We start from the raw sequence: 18,304 nt of genomic DNA, 5'->3' as shown, positions 1-18,304 counted from the left end.
CTCCTTTAAGTGATGTTTGGAGCAGGTCTCAGACCTGCTTTTTAAACGTGGAGAGCGGCTGCTTCAGCTTCTGTTTGATACCACACACGCTGTCAATCTGGCGTGCATAGCGGCTTACGGTCGATACGGAAATACCATAGCGATCGGCTACTTCCTGATAGGTGACTGAATGATGATGCATTTTGGCAGTCAAATATTCCAGCGCCGCTGCCCATCCCTCAGTATGCTGAACCATCGGAACTTCCGGGGCAAGCCGATCCAAATACTCCAGCCACAGCGATCTCAAGTCGTGCTGCATGACCGGATCGGATGGCTTGCTCATAACGGTCAGTACCTTATCCAGCACTGCCTGCCATTGTGGATCAACCGGGGAGGCAGATACATCACCTTCAATTGTATGAGGATCGTTCTCAACCTCCAACTGATCAGAACGTTCCGTTTCCGGGTACATTTTCTGCTCACCCTGCTCCGCCAGCTCTTGCAATACTTGCAAGGCACGGCGTTTCAGCTCATCCTCCTGGTCCGGGTCTTCTACGAAGGACTCCAGTGCCTGACGCACCTCATCATCACCGATCAAGCTTAACGCCTGAATGACCTGAAGCTGAGTCGCCCGGTCCCCGTGGCGCAAGGCCCAGAAGAAGGATGACCGGATTAGCGGGTCCTTCTTCATGCTGTCAGGCACCTGGTCAGCACCAAACTTCTCCCACATGCGGAATTGCTCCTCAAACGGGAGATGATAATGATAGCTGAGCACTTGCAGCGGTGTACCCTCCTGCTGGAGTTCCTCCAGTCGGGACAGGAAAAACCGCGGAACTTCCGAGGAAGCATCCTGCTTTTGCAAATGACTCCACAACCGCCGTGCTTCCGCATATCTTCCCGTATTGCTGGCAGCTACCGCCGTGTAATGGTACAAAGAAGCGTCCGCATTGTTCTCTCCATCGCCATGAAGCAACCTGCGGAAATGTCTGTAGGCCTCCTCATGGCGTCCGAGAATGCCCATAGTGGTCGCCAGCTTGAATACCTGCTCCTCCTGAAACGGTATAGTGACCGCCAAAGTCTGCACCAGACGATCCAATTCCGGGCCGCCGCCCTCGTGCTGATAAAAGATCGCCAAGTTGCACAATGCGTGTAAATTCCCCGGCTCATCCTCCAACACTTGAATAATGGTAGCCTTAGCATTTTGGAACAATCCCATGTAGTAATACGCTAACGCCAGATTATTTCGCGCAGCGAACATATCCGGTTGTTCCTCTGAAATTTGCTTGAGCAACTGGGCTGCCTGAGCAAATTTCCCCTCCTCCAGCAGGACACGAGCCTGATCATGCTCTACTACTCCCTGCCGGGCCTTAATGCGGTTCAGCTTCGTTGGACGGTCCAGCTCATAATAGAGCAGCTCCATCATTTCCTCCGCTTCATCAAGAAACTGGCCTTCTTCGTCCTCCTCCAGGTACGTGACCAATGCTTTCTCCGCTTCTTCAAACTGCTCCATATTAGCGTAATTATTCGCCATATAGAAATAACACTCTGTCATCGACGAGTCTACGTCACTCAGAACAGAGGACAGGATCTCATTCGAACCTGCATAATCCCCCATCTCTGATAATATACCCGCCATATTGCAATGATTCACCGGATTATCCGGTTCATATTCAACGGCTTTGCGAAAATATTTCAATGCCTTGTCATAATGATTGCGATCAAGCGAGCGCACAGCTTTCTCAAAAAAGAAAGATGCGTCGAAACGCAAAGCAATAATCTTAGGGCTAGGTTCCGATACTCGCAGATGTTTCCCTTTCATAAATAACCAAGGCACCTCCTTTAAAAGTAACTGACATGTTCATACCCTTCAGTATACCACAACTTCAAAACGACTTGACAGTCGATCCTACCTCATTCCAAAAAACGGATATATGCTCGTATACAATAGATATATATACAAGAATACGCTAAATAGCCGAGCGCTTTTCCCTGTATACATAGGGAGCGTTCGGCTAGCCACTGGATATGATACTTAGACCCAATAAACGTAATAATTAAAGCGTCAGCGGCACCGGCGAGCGCTCGCGATGCTGAAATACGGCAAGCTCGCGATAGCCGACTTCATATAGAAGCGCGCGTGCCTTCTCCAAGTGCTCGGACAGCTTCGCCGGATCATGGGCATCCGATCCTACGGTCAGCGGGATGCCTAGCGAAAAAGCTTCGTCCAGCATGCGGCGGCTCGGGAACATCTCAGCACAGGGCTTCGAAAGCCCTGATGCATTCAGTTCCATCGCCCGACCGCTGCGGGCAACGGCTGAGAGTGCGGAGCGCTCCAGTTCACGCAGCTCCTCCATTTCCTCCGGCTTCGGATGATAGCCGAAGCGCTTAATGACATCCAAATGCCCCATGATGTCATACAAACCGGTAGCTGCCGCCTTAGAAACTGCATTATAATACGTGCGGTACACCTCAAGCACATTTTTGCCTTCCCAATGGTGTACCTGACGGAAGTCCGTGATATCCCATTCACCTAGAAAATGGACGGAACCAATCACATAATCCCAGGGATACGCGGTGATGATATCTTCGATTTCTCGTTCCCAGCCCTCAATGTAGTCGCCTTCCAAGCCAACACGAATATCAATTTGCTCTTTAAAACGTTCCTTCAGTTCCAAACATTCTTCCACGTATCGGGGCAGCTCCTCCATAGGCATCGCCATTTCCGGGTAATAGTCAGCCGGTTTTACATGCAGTAGTGGCATGTGATCGGACAAGCCGAGCTGATCCAGCCCCAGCCGAATTCCCTGCTGTACATACTCTTCCAGACTCCCTATGGCATGCCCACAGCGGGCGTGATGCGTATGATAGTCAATTTTCATGCGATCCTCCCTCTTTCAACACTACAACAAATCGTACTAATCACGACGAGGTCGTTCATGACGGCGATTCAGCTCAGCCAGCACGTGATCTAGCGGTAGCTTGCGCTCCTGCAACAGCACCAGCAGGTGATAAATCAGGTCGCTAACCTCCAGGCGCAGTTCATCATTATCTTTATTTTTGGCGGCAATGATCGTCTCGGATGCTTCTTCGCCAACCTTTTTCAAGATTTTGTCTACACCTTTATCAAAAAGATAGGTCGTATAGGCCCCTTCAGGACGTGTCTCTTCGCGCTCCTTAATAATCGCCTCCAGCTGGGCAAGTACCTCAAAGCGGTCTGCTGAAGCATTGGAAATATCATCGGTTTGATTTACCAGCGTGTGGTCTCCTGCATTTCCTGCAACAGGTGCTACAGCCGTCCCTGGCGCGGAAATATCACGGAAAAAGCAGCTCGTTGCTCCTGTATGACAGGCAGGACCGTTCGGAATGACACGTATCAACAGAGCATCACCGTCACAATCCAACTGGATGGAAGTGATTTTTTGCGTATTCCCTGAAGTAGCCCCCTTGTGCCACAGCTCCTGTCTGGAACGAGACCAGAACCAGGTCTCTCCCGACTCCAAAGACAGTTTCAGCGACTCGCGGTTCATGTAGGCCAGCGTAAGCACCTGAAGGGTGGCATCATCCTGCACAATCGCCGAGACAAGACCCACCTCATTCCAGCGGACATTATCCAGTATCTGCTCCAGAGATAGCTGTTGGTTCAATTCGTTGCTCATCGTATCTCCACTCCTCTGCGCTTCAAATCCCGTTTTAGGTCAGGGATTCCTATTTCTTTATAGTGAAAAATCGTTGCTGCTAATCCAGCATCCGCTCTGCCCGCCGTAAACACGTCATAGAAATGCTCCTGTTTGCCTGCTCCGCCAGAAGCAATAACTGGAATTCCGACGGTATCCGATACCGCAGAAGTCAGCGGCAGGTCAAAGCCGTCCTTGGTTCCGTCCGCATTCATGCTGGTCAGCAGAATCTCACCGGCTCCCAACTGTTCAGCTTCCTTGGCCCAGGCCAAGGCGCGAATACCAGATGGCGTGCGGCCTCCGTGGGTATATACTTCCCACTCGCCCCACGCCTCGTTATACTTGGCATCAATGGCAACAACGATACATTGTGAGCCAAAGCTGCGCGCACCCTCCGCAATCAGCTGAGGATTACGGACAGCCGCCGTATTTACGCCGATTTTATCAGCCCCGGCACGCAAAATGCGTTTCATATCATCGACATGAGATATCCCGCCACCTACGGTGAAAGGAATGGCTATCTCTCCGGCTGTCTGACGAACTACTTCTTCCATGGTGGCACGCCCTTCAACTGAAGCAGAAATATCCAGAAATACGATTTCATCTGCCCCTTCCCGGTCATAAAGCGCCGCCAATTCCACCGGATCACCTGCATCGCGTAGGTTCACAAAATTAACGCCCTTAACCACCCTGCCATCCTTTACATCCAAGCAGGGAATAATACGTTTAGCCAGCATGCCTACTCCCCCTATGCCTTTGCTACAGCTTGTACGGCTACCTGTAAATCAATGCTGCCTGTATACAATGCCTTACCCACAATAGCACCGCCTACACCCTCTTTCGCATAGGTGCTCAGCGTGATCAGATCGTCCATCTTGCTGACACCGCCGGAAGCGATCACGGTTCGTCCACTGCTTTTCGCAAGCGCTACGATAGCCTCCACATTCGGGCCTTGCATCATTCCGTCGCGGGAAATGTCTGTAAAAATGAACGTTTCCGCTCCCTTGGAGGCCAACTCAGCAGCCAATTCATCCGCTCGAACCTCCGAGGTTTCAAGCCATCCGCGCGTGGCCACATAGCCATTCCGTGCATCCAGACCAATGGCGATCCGATCACCGTAGGTACCCAATACCGCTTCCGTAAAAGCACGATCCTCAATCGCTGCCGTACCCAAGATCACACGGCTCACGCCCAGCGACAACAGCTGCTCCACATGTTCACGTGTACGCAAGCCGCCACCCACTTGTACAGGCACTTGCACCGCAGAAGCGATGCGCCCAATGAGCTCATCGTTCACCGGTTGACCTGCTTTAGCACCGTCCAAATCAACCAAGTGAATGTAGGAGCCGCCCATACGCTCCCATTCTTGGGCAACCTCCACCGGGTTTTCGTTGTATATCGTCTCCTGGCTATAATCTCCTTGTACCAGTCGTACACATTTGCCATCGCGAATATCAATCGCCGGGTATATCGTGAACAAAGTATGACCCCCTTGTGAGCTATTCAACATCTATATGCCTTTAAATCCATCAACGACCATGTTGGCGTACCATCAACTACAGACACACGAATCGTTACGCTCGCTTTTCCGCTTCCGCTAGTTCCAAAAACTGTCGAAGCAACCGCATCCCCATTTCCCCGCTTTTCTCTGGGTGGAACTGCATGCCATATACATGGCCTCTGCCCACGATAGCCGTTACGGGCCCACCGTAGTCAGTCACCGCCAGTAGGTCACTTTCGGCCTCCGGCTTCGCATGATAGGAATGTACAAAATACACATGTCCTTCCTCCAAGCCCTGTAACAACGGGTGGTTCGGCTGAGTCATACGCAGACGATTCCAGCCCATATGCGGCACTTTAACCCCCAGATCAGGAGCAAACCGAACAACCTCGCCTGGTAAAATATTAAGCCCTTCGTGACTGCCGTATTCTTCACCACGAGTGAACAACAGTTGCATTCCTAGACAAACACCGAGCAGTGGTTGTCCGGCACTTGCAACCTCCTGAATCACCCGATCCAATCCGCTGGAACGCAAATGCTCCATAGCGTCCCCGAATGCCCCTACACCCGGCAAAATCACACCGCTGGAGGAACGAATCACTTGGGCCTCTCCCGTTACTACAGCCTCATAGCCAAGACGCTCAACCGCCTTGCTCACACTATGCAGATTGCCTCTGCCGTAATCCACAATGGCAATGGACATAGGCTACAGCACTCCCTTCGTTGAAGGCACTCCCGTCACCCGTGGATCAATGGATGTCGCTTCATCCAGTGCACGTCCCAGCGCTTTGAACACCGCCTCAATCATATGGTGGGTATTTTGCCCGTAGTGAACGATGACGTGTAGCGTCATGCGAGCCTCCAACGCAAATTTCCACAGAAATTCATGCACCAGCTCTGTCGAAAAGCTCCCTACCTGCTGTGATGGATACTCCGCACGATACTCAAAATGAGGTCGGTTACTCAGATCAATGACAACCTGTGCGAGCGCCTCATCCATTGGTACAAAGACGCTGGCATAGCGCTTAATTCCTTTTTTATCACCCAATGCTTCCAGCAAGGTCTGTCCCAGACAAATACCAATATCCTCTACGGTATGATGATCGTCTATATCAACATCCCCTCTGGCCTGCACATTCAGATCAAATTGTCCGTGCTTGGTGAACAAGTCCAGCATGTGATTCAGAAAAGGAACATCCGTTTCAATCTCAGCTTGCCCTGTGCCGTCTACTGCAAAAGATAGCTGAATATCCGTTTCGTTCGTCTTTCGGCTGACACTGCCTGTACGTCCTGCTACGTTATTTTCGTTCCCCATTGCCATCCACCGCCTTCTTTTCATTGTCCAATCGAACTTGTATCGCCCGTGCGTGACCTTCCAGTCCTTCATGGCGGGCAAGCTGCATAATCGTCTCTCCATTGCGCAGCAGCGCTTCCTTGCTGTAATAGATCATACTCGACTTCTTGATAAAATCATCAACATCCACTGGCGAGGAAAAACGTGCCGTTCCATTCGTCGGAATAATGTGGTTAGGTCCGGCAAAATAATCGCCTACTGGCTCCGAGCTGTACGCTCCCAGGAAAATAGCTCCCGCGTTTTCGATCAGACCTACATGCTCCATCGGCTGCTCTGTCATAATTTCCAAATGTTCTGGTGCCAGTCGGTTTACAATATGGATGCCCTCTTCCAAAGTGTCGACGACAATGATAGCCCCGTAAGCCTCCAACGATGCAGCAGCAATATCTCTGCGCGGCAGCTCTGCCAATTGGCGCTGTACTTCAGCTGATACTTCTTCGGCCAAGCGTTGCGAGGGCGTAACCAGTATGGCTGAGGCCATCTCGTCATGTTCCGCCTGTGAAAGCAGGTCAGCCGCTACATATGAGGCATTCGCCGTGTCGTCAGCCAACACGACAATTTCACTTGGTCCCGCTATACTGTCGATATCCACCGCGCCGTACACCTCGCGCTTCGCCAGCGCTACATAAATGTTACCGGGACCGCAAATTTTATCGACTGGTTCAATGCTATGTGTTCCATAAGCGAGGGAAGCAATCGCTTGCGCTCCGCCAACCCTATATATTTCCGTTACACCAGCCTCTGCCGCAGCTACCAGTGTATATGGATCTATCCCTGCCTTGCCGCCTGTCGCCGGGGGTGTCACCATGACAATCTCAGGTACACCAGCCACCTGAGCGGGAATGACATTCATCAGCACAGAGGATGGATAGGCCGCTTTACCGCCCGGAACATACACGCCTACACGTTTCAACGGTCGGATAATTTGGCCGAGCAAGCTACCATCCGGCTGTAAATCCATCCACGAATTACGTTTTTGCTTCATGTGAAAAGCACGGATATTATCCGCCGCCTCTCGAATCGCCTGTAAAAAAGAAGGCTCTACCTTGTCATATGCCGCCTTCAATTCTTCCTCCGTCACACGAAGTTGCTCTGCGATCAGCGATACACCATCAAACGATTGCGTATACTGCAGGACAGCCTCATCCCCCTCTTGGCGTACCGACTGAATAATGGTACGCACAGCCTCATTTTGCTCAGGTGTGCCGTAATCCACCTCCCGTTGGAGACTGAAATCACGGGCTGATACAATCTTCATTTGTCCATTCCCCCTTACTTGCAGCTTGCAGAATGCTCCTTTAAACCTTGGCTTATTCCTTTAGTCCATTTACTCCCGGGGTGCCACCGCATTGGGAATCACCTGATGCAATCGATCACACAAAGCCTGAATCGAGCTGTTTTTCATCCGGTAGCTGACCCGATTCGCAATCAGGCGACTGGTAATATCCAGTATGCTGATCTGCTCGACCAATCCATTCTCCCGCAAGGTCTGCCCCGTTTCTACCATATCAACAATGCGGTCTGCCAGACCAATTAACGGCGCCAGCTCAATGGAGCCATTCAGCTTAATAACCTCCACCTGTTGGCCTTGCTCCCGAAAATACTGGGAAGCCACATTCGGATACTTTGTAGCGACCCGCTGACGAATACCTGGCTGCCAATCTGGTAAAGCAATCACTGACATCCGACAACGGGCGATCCCCAGATCCAGCAGTTCATACACATCCTTGTTCTCTTCCAGCAAAACATCCTTGCCCACAATGCCGATGTCCGCCGCCCCGTACTCTACATACGTAGGAACATCGACGGGCTTCGCCATAATAAATTCCATGCCTAGCTCAGGCAGTGGAATGACCAGCTTGCGCGTTTCGTCCACATCCAGTGGAATTGGAACCCCCGCCTGGCGAAACAGCTCGGAAGCCTGCTTATAAATCCTTCCCTTGGGCATGGCTACTTTCAATGTTTCTGTCATGGCAGTTCCCCCCTTGTACTGGCTCTCTTCCTTCGGCTGTATAGCTGTATACCTCTGCGTACAGCCCCTGCTGCTCACGACGTCGATCTTCCGGTCCGCCCGTGAGCCCTGTTACTACAGTAAGACCTGTTGCGCGTAGCTGTGCCGCTGCAGATAACGCCTCTTGGCGTCCCTGTTCGTCATAACGGATAAGTACAGGAAGCTTCGTCTCCATTTGGATACCATCCACACCATCGACGATCCGGTTTGTCTTCAATGCAAATCCCGTTGCAGGTACGGATCGACCAAACTGCTGAAGCAGATTGTCATAGCGACCCCCGTTGCATACCGGGAACCCAATCTCCGCCGCATAGCCCTCAAAAGTCATTCCTGTATAATATGAAAAATCCCCGATCATGGTAAGGTCGATTAACACATGCTCAGATACGCCGTATGCCTCCAGTACTTCCCACACCTCGCACAAATGTGCAATGGATCGAATCGTCTGCTGCTCCACACTAAGACGGGTAGCATGGTCACAAATTTCTTTTCCACCGCGCAACCGAAGAATAGCTTCCAGCTTATCCCGATGTTCGGGAGCCAAGCCCAAAGCTTCAATCGCTGTTCGGTAGCCCACTACATCACGACTGAGCAACAGTTCCTTTAGCGCTTGTTGTTCAGCCTGACGGCCTGGAATGATTTCCTCAAATAAGCCGTTCAGAAATCCCACATGTCCCATGGCAATTTTAAAAGAGGCCACTCCTGCCGCCTGTAATGATGCAATAGCCAATGCTACAACTTCTGCATCAGCCTCAGGCGAATCATCACCTACCAGCTCCACACCTGTCTGAAAAAACTCCGCTTCTCTTCCTGCCTCTTCCTCAATCGCCCGAAATACATTTGCGTGGTAGGAAAGTCGGAGTGGTACTTCCTCTTCCTTTAGCAGCGAAGATACCACCCGCGCAATGGGAGCGGTCATATCCGATCGCAGCACCAATGTGGTTCCCCGGTTATTGAGTAATTTAAACAGCTTTCGATCGGAAGTAGAACTAGCCACTCCCACCGTATCGTAGTATTCCATCGTAGGCGTCATAATCTGGCGGTAACCCCAGCGCTCCATGCATTCGAGTACATTCAGTTCAATGGCCCGCAGCTTCGACACTGCACGTGGAAGATAATCTCGAACCCCTACAGGGATTTCGAATCCTTTTGGCTTAGACATTTCTATCACCTCATGATTTCACAATATCTTTATCATGGTAAAGTGCTAACAAACTAAAGTATATTCGATATATTATCATGCTCTACTTGTGAACGTCAACCGAACGGAGCAGCCCTTTTTTACAGATTCGCCAAGCCGCTGCCCCTTTCTATATTTTATCCAATGCAAAATACACGAATCCTAAAAAAAAGACTGCCAGCCTTAAGCCAACAGTCCAATCAATCAAAATATTTAGCTATTTATTTGTTCATCTTTACTCCGGGAAGGAAACTTCGGAACCGTGCCCAAACCGATCCATGCAAATGGTACATATCGAAAACACAACGTCACAATCAACCATGAGCCAAACAACGCCAACAACCATCCACCCGCAACAGAGAAGATATATTCTACTGGCGTTCCGTGCAAATCCAGCTTGCGATATACTCTCAATAACGCCGGGTGAAGTAAATAAATGCCGAATGAGCATGAGCCCAGCCAGCTGATTAACATTCGCAGCCTATCGTTAGCATGACGATATAATAAAACCGAGAACTGAAACAGCACCAGCGCTGAGACGAGGGCATATGCATTATGGAGCAGTTCATAGATCAGCGAGTCTGCATAGATGGCTTCGCGATATGCTACAAACCATATTTGTACATATGCTATACCCAGGAGTAGCCAAGCCACCCACAAGCCCCACCAACTGATCAACTGTCCGCGTCTAATTACTGTACCTGACACCGGAAAAAGCCACTTTTTAAACCCTTCATATCCAATCGCTACAGCTGCGCCCAAGGCAAAATAACTGATATACGTAATCGCGAGACTTCCTCTTTCCTCTTGCCAAACATATTTGTTCAGCAATACAAACCCCCATTGAATGACTAACCCTACTGCCAAAATGATACAGGCTGCTCTCCGTGGACTCGATATCCAATGACATAAGCGCTGCACTCCCCACAACAACAGTGGGAAGACCAAATAAAATTGGATGATGATGATGACATAATACAAATGCGTGTACGCCTTTCCCGTTAACAGCACGAGCGGAAGATCACTGAGCGGCATCAACCCGCGTGTTACCAAGGTCAAATAATACACAAGAGAAAACAAAACGTACGGTAACACAATAAACATCAGTCTTTTCGGAAGAATATAAGCATATTCTTACCACGAAGCGGCCTATCGACATAATTGTAAAATAAAACAAACCCGCTCACAAAAATAAATACTGGCACCGCAAAGCTACTAAACATATTTAAAAATAGAAAAGGGTAAAACAATAGAGAATGGCGCGCATCAATTAAAGCCATTGAAGTCGCATGAATGGTAACAACGGCTGCAATTAATATTCCCCGGTAAACATCAAGCTCTGGTATACGTTCTTTTTTGACCAAATCAACACGCTCCCATATCGCTTTGCAAATATGTCTGTTATCAATTTTTAAACATAATTAACATGCATTACCCCACTTATTATACAGAAAAACAACAATAAGGAAGACCCCTTAATATATAAGGGGTCTTCCTTATTGTGCTATTTCCTACTCATCCACACCAGAGCGTCTTAAATCACGCAACGGATTGCCACCCACAAATGCACCTGCGGGCACGTCTCTATGCACGACCGCTCCGGCTGCTACGATAGCTCCGTCACCGATGGTGACACCCGGCAAAATGGTTGCGTTGGCGCCGATCAGCACATGATCACCAATCACCACTTTACCGATACGATACTCTTGTATGAGGTATTCGTGAGCCAGTATCGTTGTGTTATATCCAATGACCGAATTGTTCCCTATCGTAATATGCTCCGGGAAAAAAACATCCACCATCACCATCAGGCCGAAGGCCGCATGTTGCCCCACCTTCATCCCCAGCACTCTGCGGTAAATGACGTTTTTCAGAGAAAGCACAGGACAATACCGGGCAATCTGTATAAAAATAAAGTTCTTAATGCCTTTCCAGCGGCTCACCGTCCGATAAATCTGCCACAACGCATTGGGACCTTCTACAGGATAGCGGTTCACCCTTCTCACGATACATTGACACCCTGAAGCTCCAGCTTCAGCAAATCCCGCATATCATGCAACATGTAGTCAGGCCCATATCCGCGCAGAGTTTCCTCGCCCTTGAGCGACCAAGCTACACCAGCCGATTTCACACCTGCTGCCTGAGCTGACAAAATATCAAAAGAACTGTCTCCGACCATCAATGTATGCTTTGCTTCAGCATTCAAACCTGTCAAGGCCTTGAGCACTGGTTCAGCGTGTGGCTTTGGATGTTCCACATCGTCTACCGTTACAATATAGTCCATTGAGGAAGTCAGATTGAACAGATTAAGTACACGTATCGTGGATGGTCGTATTTTGGTTGTCACAACCCCCAGCTTAATCCCTCTCGCACGCAACTCCTGAATGACCTCAATGACATATGGAAATGGCTTCACCATTTGGTCATGATGAATCTGATTATAAGCACGGTAGTCCTTAACCAACCTAGATACATCCGTTAATCCCGAAAAAGTACGGAGTTGATCGTCCAGCGTTCCACCCATATGAGGAATAATATGCTCCCGCGTCAGCGGATCAGCATCCGGATGATTCAAAATGTGTAGAAATGTGCTGATGATCAGCTCATTCGTATCCATGATGGTGCCGTCTAAATCAAACAAAATCGTATTTATCATAGATGCTCCTTCTTGTCCTCGTCCGTGTCTTCCTTAGGTAGCTTATCCGCCGTAGCTGTTGGAGGAACCGCGTCCTGTCCTGGACGGGATACCTGCTCTGGCATCACGTCAGGTACCTGATCAATCCCCGCTTTGCTGGAGATAATCGGATCGCTATATCGAGCAACAGATGTACCCTTCCGGCGACGAACCAAAATGAAAATCACCGCAGCTACAACAATAAAGATAGGCAGCAATTGCGAGATCCGTACATTACCGTAACTCGGGTCCAGATGCCCTGGTTCAAACCCTAGCCATACCATAGGAGACCACAAAGCATTCACAAAGGAAGCCAGCCAATCCGGTCCCTGAAAAGCCAAACTGTCCGTCCGTACACGCTCGATGAAGAAACGGCCAATTGAGTACCAAATGAAGTAAAATGCAAACATTTCGCCTGCACGCACAAATTTCATACGACGAATGACGAGCAGCAAAATCACACCTACAATACTCCACAGTGATTCATATAAAAATGTAGGGTGATGGAACACCCCGTTAACGTTCATCTGATTCACAATGAAATCCGGCAGATGGAGCTGATTTCGCAAGAATGTCTCTTCCGTCGGTCCACCGTAGGCTTCCTGATTGACAAAATTACCCCAGCGTCCAATCGCTTGACCGATCAGTAGGCCTGGTGCACAAATATCAGCGATACGCCAGAAGTTATACCCTTTATACCGGAAATAAATGACCGCACATATAATGGCCCCGATCAAGGCACCGTATATCGCAATACCGCCATTCCAAATTTTAAAAACATCCCATAGATTATCTCGGTAGTCTTCCCATTTGAAGGCTACATAATAAATACGCGCTCCAATAATAGCTGAGGGAACACCCAGAAGCAGCATATCCATAAAAAAGTCCTGCGGAATACCGAATCTTTTTCCTTCACGGATGGCAAGATATAAACCCACAAGCGCCGCCAGCCCCAAAATAAGCCCATACCAGTGGACCTTGATTGCCCCGATTGAAAAAGCGATCGGATTCAGCAGTAATGTTGCCGTTGACATATGTTTCTCTCACTCCTCGTTCTTCCTTGCAAACGAACAAACCTTAATCCATCTCTTCCATATCTTCAGAAATTGTAGCAGTCAGCTTGTTTGTAAATTGCAGGGCTGCATTAACACCCATTTGTTTCAAACGATAGTTCATCGCCGCCACCTCGATAATAACAGCCAAGTTTCGGCCCGGACGAACTGGAATCGTAACCAGTGGAACATCTGTATCAATAATGCGTGTCGTTTCCTCATCAAGACCAAGACGGTCATACTGCTTGTCCTGCTGCCATGCCTCCAGACGAACAACCAATGTAATCCGTTTGTTATTACGAACTGCACCGGCCCCAAACAGCGTCATCACATTAATAATGCCCACGCCACGAATTTCCAACAGGTGACGGATCAGCTCAGGTGCTGTACCATGCAGCTGAAAATCGGACGTTTGCCGAATTTCTACCGCGTCATCTGCTACCAAGCGATGTCCACGTTTAACCAGTTCCAGTGCCGTTTCACTTTTACCAATTCCACTACTTCCTGTGATAAGCATTCCCACGCCATACACGTCACACAGTACACCATGAATAGTTGCTGTAGGAGCCAGCTTTCTTTCGAGAAAGCCTGTGATGCGGCTTGATAAAATCGTCGTCGCCATATTAGTGCGCAGTACAGGAATATCTCGCTCTGCGCTCGCCTCCACTAACTCAGCCGGTACCTCTAGACCACGTGTGACGATAATGCATGGAGTCAGCTCTGTACACAGACGCTCCATCCGATCCCGGCGTTCCTCAGGAGGAAGCATTCCCAGAAAAGCCAACTCAGACCTTCCCAGAAGCTGTACCCGCTCTTGTGTATGATATTCAAAATACCCGGCCATCTCCAGACCTGGGCGATTTAAATCGTCCACTGTGATCAGTCTTCGCAGACCTTTTTCACCGGAAATAACTTCCATTTGAAACTGCTGTACAAGCTCGGATACCTTTACCTGTTTAGCCATTTTATTCTCCCCTTCATCTGCAAAACCAGATTCTATACGTCACTTGATTTATGTAGCTTTACCCTATTAACCATACAACCCAACGCCAGTCTATCCTGCGCCAATGCACACTCCACTTGATTTAACATATGGTTCCAGGCTAGCTCCATTCCGCCAGCTGGGTTGATCCCATCTAGGACTCCTGCCAACGAACCTACATCTAGACCTGTCCATTGTACCCATCGTATCGGAATTTTCCAATGAATGCAATGCCGAAGCTAGTAGCCGTATGCGATATATAAAAAGAGTCGCAGTTCTCCGCTCGGGGAAAACTGCGACTCTCTTCCAGAGGCAAATTTTATTCGCCAACCAGAACACTCAATTCCGATTCCTTATCAAAAATATGAACCTTGTTCATATCAACAGCCAACTTCGCTTTGACACCATCACGAGTATTGGAGCGTCCGTCTACACGGGCAATAATCGTATCATTTCCAGCACCGCTCAGGTACAACAGCATTTCATGACCGAGGTTTTCCGTTACATCCACAGTGGATGTAAAGATCGTATTCGGAGAAGCCTCCAAGAATACAGGCTCTTCATGAATATCCTCAGGACGGATACCCAAGATCACTTCTTTCCCGATATAGCCCTTCGCTTTTAAAATCTGTCCTTTACCTTCTGGTACAAACAGATCCAGACCCGGCGCAGCAAAATGCAATGCACCTTCTTTTTCAACCAGCTTACCTGTGATAAAGTTCATCGTAGGAGAGCCGATAAAACCAGCTACGAACAGATTCACTGGACGGTTGTACAGTTCATCTGGGGATGCAGCTTGTTGGATAATACCATCCTTCATAACTACAATCCGGTCACCCATCGTCATGGCTTCGACCTGGTCATGGGTTACGTAGATAACAGTCGTTTCCAGACGCTTAGCCAGCTTCGTGATTTCCGCACGCATCTGACCACGCAGCTTGGCATCCAAGTTGGACAGTGGCTCATCCATCAAGAACACTTGCGGGTCACGCACAATCGCACGTCCCAAGGCAACACGCTGGCGTTGACCACCTGATAACGCTTTCGGCTTGCGGTCCAGCAGATGCTCAATATCAAGGATTTTAGCCGCTTCACGTACACGTTTGTCAATTTCTTCTTTCTTCACCTTACGGAGTTTCAGACCAAAAGCCATGTTTTGATATACATTCATATGCGGATACAAGGCATAGGATTGGAATACCATCGCGATATCGCGGTCCTTTGGAGCCACGTCGTTCACAACACGATCTCCAATGTACAATTTACCGTCTGAAATTTCCTCTAGACCAGCGATCATACGGAGCGTAGTAGATTTACCACAACCGGAAGGACCAACCAACACGAGAAACTCTTTATCTTGAATGTCCAAATTGACATCAACAACCGTAGCTTTATCTGCACCCGGATATTTTTTGAAAATATGCTCTAAACGTACACCAGCCATAGCTTTTGCCTCCCTAAGATCAAGTTATGAAATCGAATACATTTCTTACTTGTATCTTATCCTAGTCCCCGTAGCATGGCTATTCGCAAACTGCACAAAAATGCTATTTCCTTTTTGTCACTTTGTACAATAGAAGATAGAGCTTGACTAAAACCGCATCATTAAACGTCCGCACGTCCAATCCAGTCTCCTGTTTGATCTTGTCCAAACGGTAAATCAACGTATTTCGATGCACATATAGACGCTTAGCTGTCTCACTCACATTACAATCCAGTTGAAAAAAGATGTCTAATGTGGCCATCGTTTCTGAGTCTTCCAGTATGACAGATGACTTCATTACCTGCTCTAAAAATAATACGCGTTGTTCCTTGGAAATGCGGTTTAACAGCCTTTCCAAATGAAGCTCCCATGAAAAGTGGATGTGCTCTGTTACATGAAAAATCTTGCCCAAATGTATGGTCTCCCATAACAAATTCAGCTCTTGGGGAAGACTTTGCAAAGGGATTGAAGGCTTAGAAACCGCCAAATGGAATACACCCACCCACTCATTCGCAATAAGCTCATATAGACCCAAGCTAAAAGCCGTGAGAACCTCCTCCAACGATTCCGTAAAATCTGCATCCCTGGACTCAGTGTCTTTATCCCGTTCATCGTCCGCTCCTAATAAAAGCTCCTTTTTAGCCATAATCAGCCAAGACTGTTTGTCCAATGGAGTAAGCAGCACATCCCCTCCAAAATAGCTCGCGAACAATCGATGGAGCTGGGTATAAGTAATAGCCCCCTCCTGTGTTCCCTCGCCATTCAGTAAAATCGGAACCATACACGCTGATAGCGAATCACGAAGCTGCAATTCATCTGGAACCTCTTCTTCCTTGTTTAGATTGGCAGCCTGCTGTATAAGCCATTGTCCATAACGATTCATGCGCTCTTCCTCGCTATAAACCGGGTTATCCGACAATTGTGGACCGTTCTGCCAGACCTGCTCCATGTTCCCCAATAGCGCTTCTACCAGTTTCCGTTCTCGATCCGTCAAATATCTGGCCTCTACCACAAATGCAGCCAGTTCACCTGCCGACGCACGAAATGGAAAATATAACTTGTTGTCACGGACAAACGATCTATCCGGAATAACTGAATCGGCTGTCTCTCCCTCTGCCATCATTTCCGGGCACCAAGGCACTATGGTAAAAGGCGCTTGAATAATATTCTGAAGCTGTTGCTGAATCCATTCTGTATCCAGAGTCACGCGATCACCACTTCACTTTTTTTAGAATATAGAATAAGCACTAAGCGAACATAATGAACTCATTATAACCTGTCGATACCGTAAAATAAAAAAGCTATATAAAAACATAACTTAAAACAATACAAAAAAAGCCATCAACCTATAGTTGATGACTTCTGATGAGCCATGAAGGACTCGAACCTTCGACACCCTGATTAAAAGTCAGGTGCTCTACCAACTGAGCTAATGGCTCGTAAAACTGGTGGAGGATGATGGATTCGAACCACCGAACCCGTAAGGGAGCAGATTTACAGTCTGATGCGTTTGGCCACTTCGCTAATCCTCCATATAAAGGTGGCTCGGGACGGAATCGAACCGCCGACACGAGGATTTTCAGTCCTCTGCTCTACCGACTGAGCTACCGAGCCATATCCATTAACAAAAAAATAAAGTGCGGAGGGATACCCCTTCCCACTTTAGTACGGTAAAACTATTGAATTGAAAAATGGCGGAACTGACGGGATTCGAACCCGCGATCTCCTGCGTGACAGGCAGGCATGTTAGGCCTCTACACCACAGTTCCCTGGATTTTTCAAAATTCAAAAATGGTGCCGGCGAGAGGACTTGAACCCCCAACCTACTGATTACAAGTCAGTTGCTCTACCAGTTGAGCTACACCGGCACAATGGTGGAGGCTGAGGGGATCGAACCCCCGACCCTCTGCTTGTAAGGCAGATGCTCTCCCAGCTGAGCTAAGCCTCCTGGGTATGTATGGTAGCGGCGGAGGGGATCGAACCCCCGACCTCACGGGTATGAACCGTACGCTCTAGCCAGCTGAGCTACACCGCCATAACATAATATTTCGCTAGCTTGTCCTAAATGGCGGAGAGAGAGGGATTCGAACCCTCGCACCACTTTCGCAGTCTAACCCCTTAGCAGAGGGTCCCCTTATAGCCACTTGGGTATCTCTCCATATAAATGGACTCACTTAGCAAAACTCCGCAAGTTATTCTGTATCTCAACAAAGTGATTTGGAATATCAAGCGCAATTTCAAGGTTACACCCTGAAAACTGGATCCGAAACTTATTGCGTTTTATTCTTTAGGATAAGCCCTCGACCGATTAGTATTGGTCAGCTCCATGCATTACTGCACTTCCACCCCCAACCTATCTACCTCGTCGTCTTCAAGGGGTCTTACTAATTGGGAAATCTCATCTTGAGGGGGGC

At 48.7% G+C, this 18,304-nt stretch carries 18 protein-coding genes, 8 tRNA genes and 1 rRNA gene; all 27 read right to left on the bottom strand.

The features are described from left to right. Positions 1 to 28 precede the first annotated feature (28 nt). Positions 29 to 1,798: a tetratricopeptide repeat protein gene (locus tag ACWA2B_RS18815; RefSeq protein WP_165149358.1), complete on the bottom strand. Its 1,770-nt coding sequence runs from the start codon at positions 1,796 to 1,798 to the stop codon at positions 29 to 31. A gap of 235 nt (positions 1,799 to 2,033) precedes the next feature. After that, positions 2,034 to 2,858 carry a histidinol-phosphatase HisJ gene (gene hisJ / locus ACWA2B_RS18810; RefSeq protein ID WP_069012124.1) on the bottom strand — a complete coding sequence of 275 codons (825 nt, stop codon included), beginning with the start codon at positions 2,856 to 2,858 and terminating at the stop codon, positions 2,034 to 2,036. Between the two features lie 36 nt (positions 2,859 to 2,894). Then, on the bottom strand, positions 2,895 to 3,635 hold the full coding sequence (hisIE, locus tag ACWA2B_RS18805) for a bifunctional phosphoribosyl-AMP cyclohydrolase/phosphoribosyl-ATP diphosphatase HisIE (RefSeq protein ID WP_069012126.1): 741 nt from the start codon (positions 3,633 to 3,635) through the stop codon (positions 2,895 to 2,897). Then, positions 3,632 to 4,390, bottom strand: coding sequence for an imidazole glycerol phosphate synthase subunit HisF (gene hisF / locus ACWA2B_RS18800; RefSeq protein ID WP_039274196.1), 759 nt, complete (start codon positions 4,388 to 4,390; stop codon positions 3,632 to 3,634). The genes hisIE and hisF overlap by 4 nt, the downstream gene beginning before the upstream one ends. A gap of 11 nt (positions 4,391 to 4,401) precedes the next feature. After that, the gene (gene hisA / locus ACWA2B_RS18795; RefSeq protein ID WP_341071465.1) at positions 4,402 to 5,133 is read right to left on the bottom strand and encodes a 1-(5-phosphoribosyl)-5-[(5-phosphoribosylamino)methylideneamino]imidazole-4-carboxamide isomerase; all 732 of its coding nucleotides are present in this window, start codon (positions 5,131 to 5,133) and stop codon (positions 4,402 to 4,404) included. 94 nt (positions 5,134 to 5,227) lie between these two features. Continuing rightward, entirely contained in the window at positions 5,228 to 5,857 is a 630-nt protein-coding gene (hisH, locus tag ACWA2B_RS18790) for an imidazole glycerol phosphate synthase subunit HisH (protein ID WP_341038303.1), read from the bottom strand. Positions 5,858 to 5,860: 3 nt separating this feature from the next. After that, entirely contained in the window at positions 5,861 to 6,469 is a 609-nt protein-coding gene (gene hisB / locus ACWA2B_RS18785) for an imidazoleglycerol-phosphate dehydratase HisB (RefSeq protein WP_341038301.1), read from the bottom strand. Next, positions 6,453 to 7,766 (bottom strand): histidinol dehydrogenase, encoded by a 1,314-nt coding sequence (gene hisD, locus ACWA2B_RS18780; protein ID WP_449292498.1) that lies wholly within the window; start codon positions 7,764 to 7,766, stop codon positions 6,453 to 6,455. The genes hisB and hisD overlap by 17 nt, the downstream gene beginning before the upstream one ends. A gap of 69 nt (positions 7,767 to 7,835) precedes the next feature. Further along, positions 7,836 to 8,480, bottom strand: coding sequence for an ATP phosphoribosyltransferase (hisG, locus tag ACWA2B_RS18775; RefSeq protein ID WP_029519011.1), 645 nt, complete (start codon positions 8,478 to 8,480; stop codon positions 7,836 to 7,838). Beyond that, positions 8,434 to 9,681, bottom strand: coding sequence for an ATP phosphoribosyltransferase regulatory subunit (locus ACWA2B_RS18770; RefSeq protein ID WP_341071463.1), 1,248 nt, complete (start codon positions 9,679 to 9,681; stop codon positions 8,434 to 8,436). Before ACWA2B_RS18770 ends, hisG begins: the two co-directional genes overlap by 47 nt. Positions 9,682 to 9,912: 231 nt before the next feature. Next, a complete protein-coding gene (locus ACWA2B_RS18765; protein ID WP_449292497.1) occupies positions 9,913 to 10,767 on the bottom strand; it encodes an acyltransferase family protein in 855 nt (284 codons plus the stop codon). Positions 10,768 to 10,802: 35 nt separating this feature from the next. Next, entirely contained in the window at positions 10,803 to 11,063 is a 261-nt protein-coding gene (locus ACWA2B_RS18760) for an acyltransferase family protein (protein WP_449292496.1), read from the bottom strand. 147 nt (positions 11,064 to 11,210) lie between these two features. Next, positions 11,211 to 11,705 (bottom strand): acyltransferase, encoded by a 495-nt coding sequence (locus tag ACWA2B_RS18755; protein ID WP_318628127.1) that lies wholly within the window; start codon positions 11,703 to 11,705, stop codon positions 11,211 to 11,213. Continuing rightward, positions 11,702 to 12,355 carry a pyrophosphatase PpaX gene (ppaX, locus tag ACWA2B_RS18750; protein WP_029519017.1) on the bottom strand — a complete coding sequence of 218 codons (654 nt, stop codon included), beginning with the start codon at positions 12,353 to 12,355 and terminating at the stop codon, positions 11,702 to 11,704. The genes ACWA2B_RS18755 and ppaX overlap by 4 nt, the downstream gene beginning before the upstream one ends. Further along, positions 12,352 to 13,407, bottom strand: a complete 1,056-nt coding sequence (gene lgt, locus ACWA2B_RS18745) for a prolipoprotein diacylglyceryl transferase (protein WP_318628126.1) — start codon at positions 13,405 to 13,407, stop codon at positions 12,352 to 12,354. Before lgt ends, ppaX begins: the two co-directional genes overlap by 4 nt. A 43-nt stretch (positions 13,408 to 13,450) precedes the next feature. Continuing rightward, the gene (gene hprK / locus ACWA2B_RS18740; RefSeq protein ID WP_029519020.1) at positions 13,451 to 14,389 is read right to left on the bottom strand and encodes an HPr(Ser) kinase/phosphatase; all 939 of its coding nucleotides are present in this window, start codon (positions 14,387 to 14,389) and stop codon (positions 13,451 to 13,453) included. A 337-nt stretch (positions 14,390 to 14,726) separates the two neighbouring features. Further along, on the bottom strand, positions 14,727 to 15,851 hold the full coding sequence (locus ACWA2B_RS18735) for an ABC transporter ATP-binding protein (protein WP_029519022.1): 1,125 nt from the start codon (positions 15,849 to 15,851) through the stop codon (positions 14,727 to 14,729). A gap of 103 nt (positions 15,852 to 15,954) precedes the next feature. Next, positions 15,955 to 17,097: a PucR family transcriptional regulator gene (locus ACWA2B_RS18730; RefSeq protein WP_165149384.1), complete on the bottom strand. Its 1,143-nt coding sequence runs from the start codon at positions 17,095 to 17,097 to the stop codon at positions 15,955 to 15,957. Positions 17,098 to 17,256: 159 nt separating this feature from the next. Then, positions 17,257 to 17,329: transfer RNA gene (locus tag ACWA2B_RS18725), tRNA-Lys, on the bottom strand. A gap of 7 nt (positions 17,330 to 17,336) precedes the next feature. Next, positions 17,337 to 17,422, bottom strand: a tRNA-Tyr gene (locus ACWA2B_RS18720). A gap of 9 nt (positions 17,423 to 17,431) precedes the next feature. Next, positions 17,432 to 17,504, bottom strand: a tRNA-Phe gene (locus ACWA2B_RS18715). 78 nt (positions 17,505 to 17,582) lie between these two features. After that, a tRNA-Asp gene (locus tag ACWA2B_RS18710) sits at positions 17,583 to 17,659 on the bottom strand. A 23-nt stretch (positions 17,660 to 17,682) separates the two neighbouring features. Next, positions 17,683 to 17,758, bottom strand: a tRNA-Thr gene (locus tag ACWA2B_RS18705). A 4-nt stretch (positions 17,759 to 17,762) separates the two neighbouring features. Next, positions 17,763 to 17,838 (bottom strand) — tRNA-Val (locus tag ACWA2B_RS18700). 10 nt (positions 17,839 to 17,848) lie between these two features. Beyond that, positions 17,849 to 17,925, bottom strand: a tRNA-Met gene (locus ACWA2B_RS18695). A gap of 31 nt (positions 17,926 to 17,956) precedes the next feature. Further along, a tRNA-Ser gene (locus ACWA2B_RS18690) sits at positions 17,957 to 18,048 on the bottom strand. 130 nt (positions 18,049 to 18,178) lie between these two features. Beyond that, positions 18,179 to 18,304 (bottom strand): 23S ribosomal RNA (locus ACWA2B_RS18685); the annotation flags it as partial.

The organism is Paenibacillus sp. CMM36, assembly GCF_053570945.1.
This window is presented reverse-complemented; position numbering and strand designations above follow the sequence as displayed.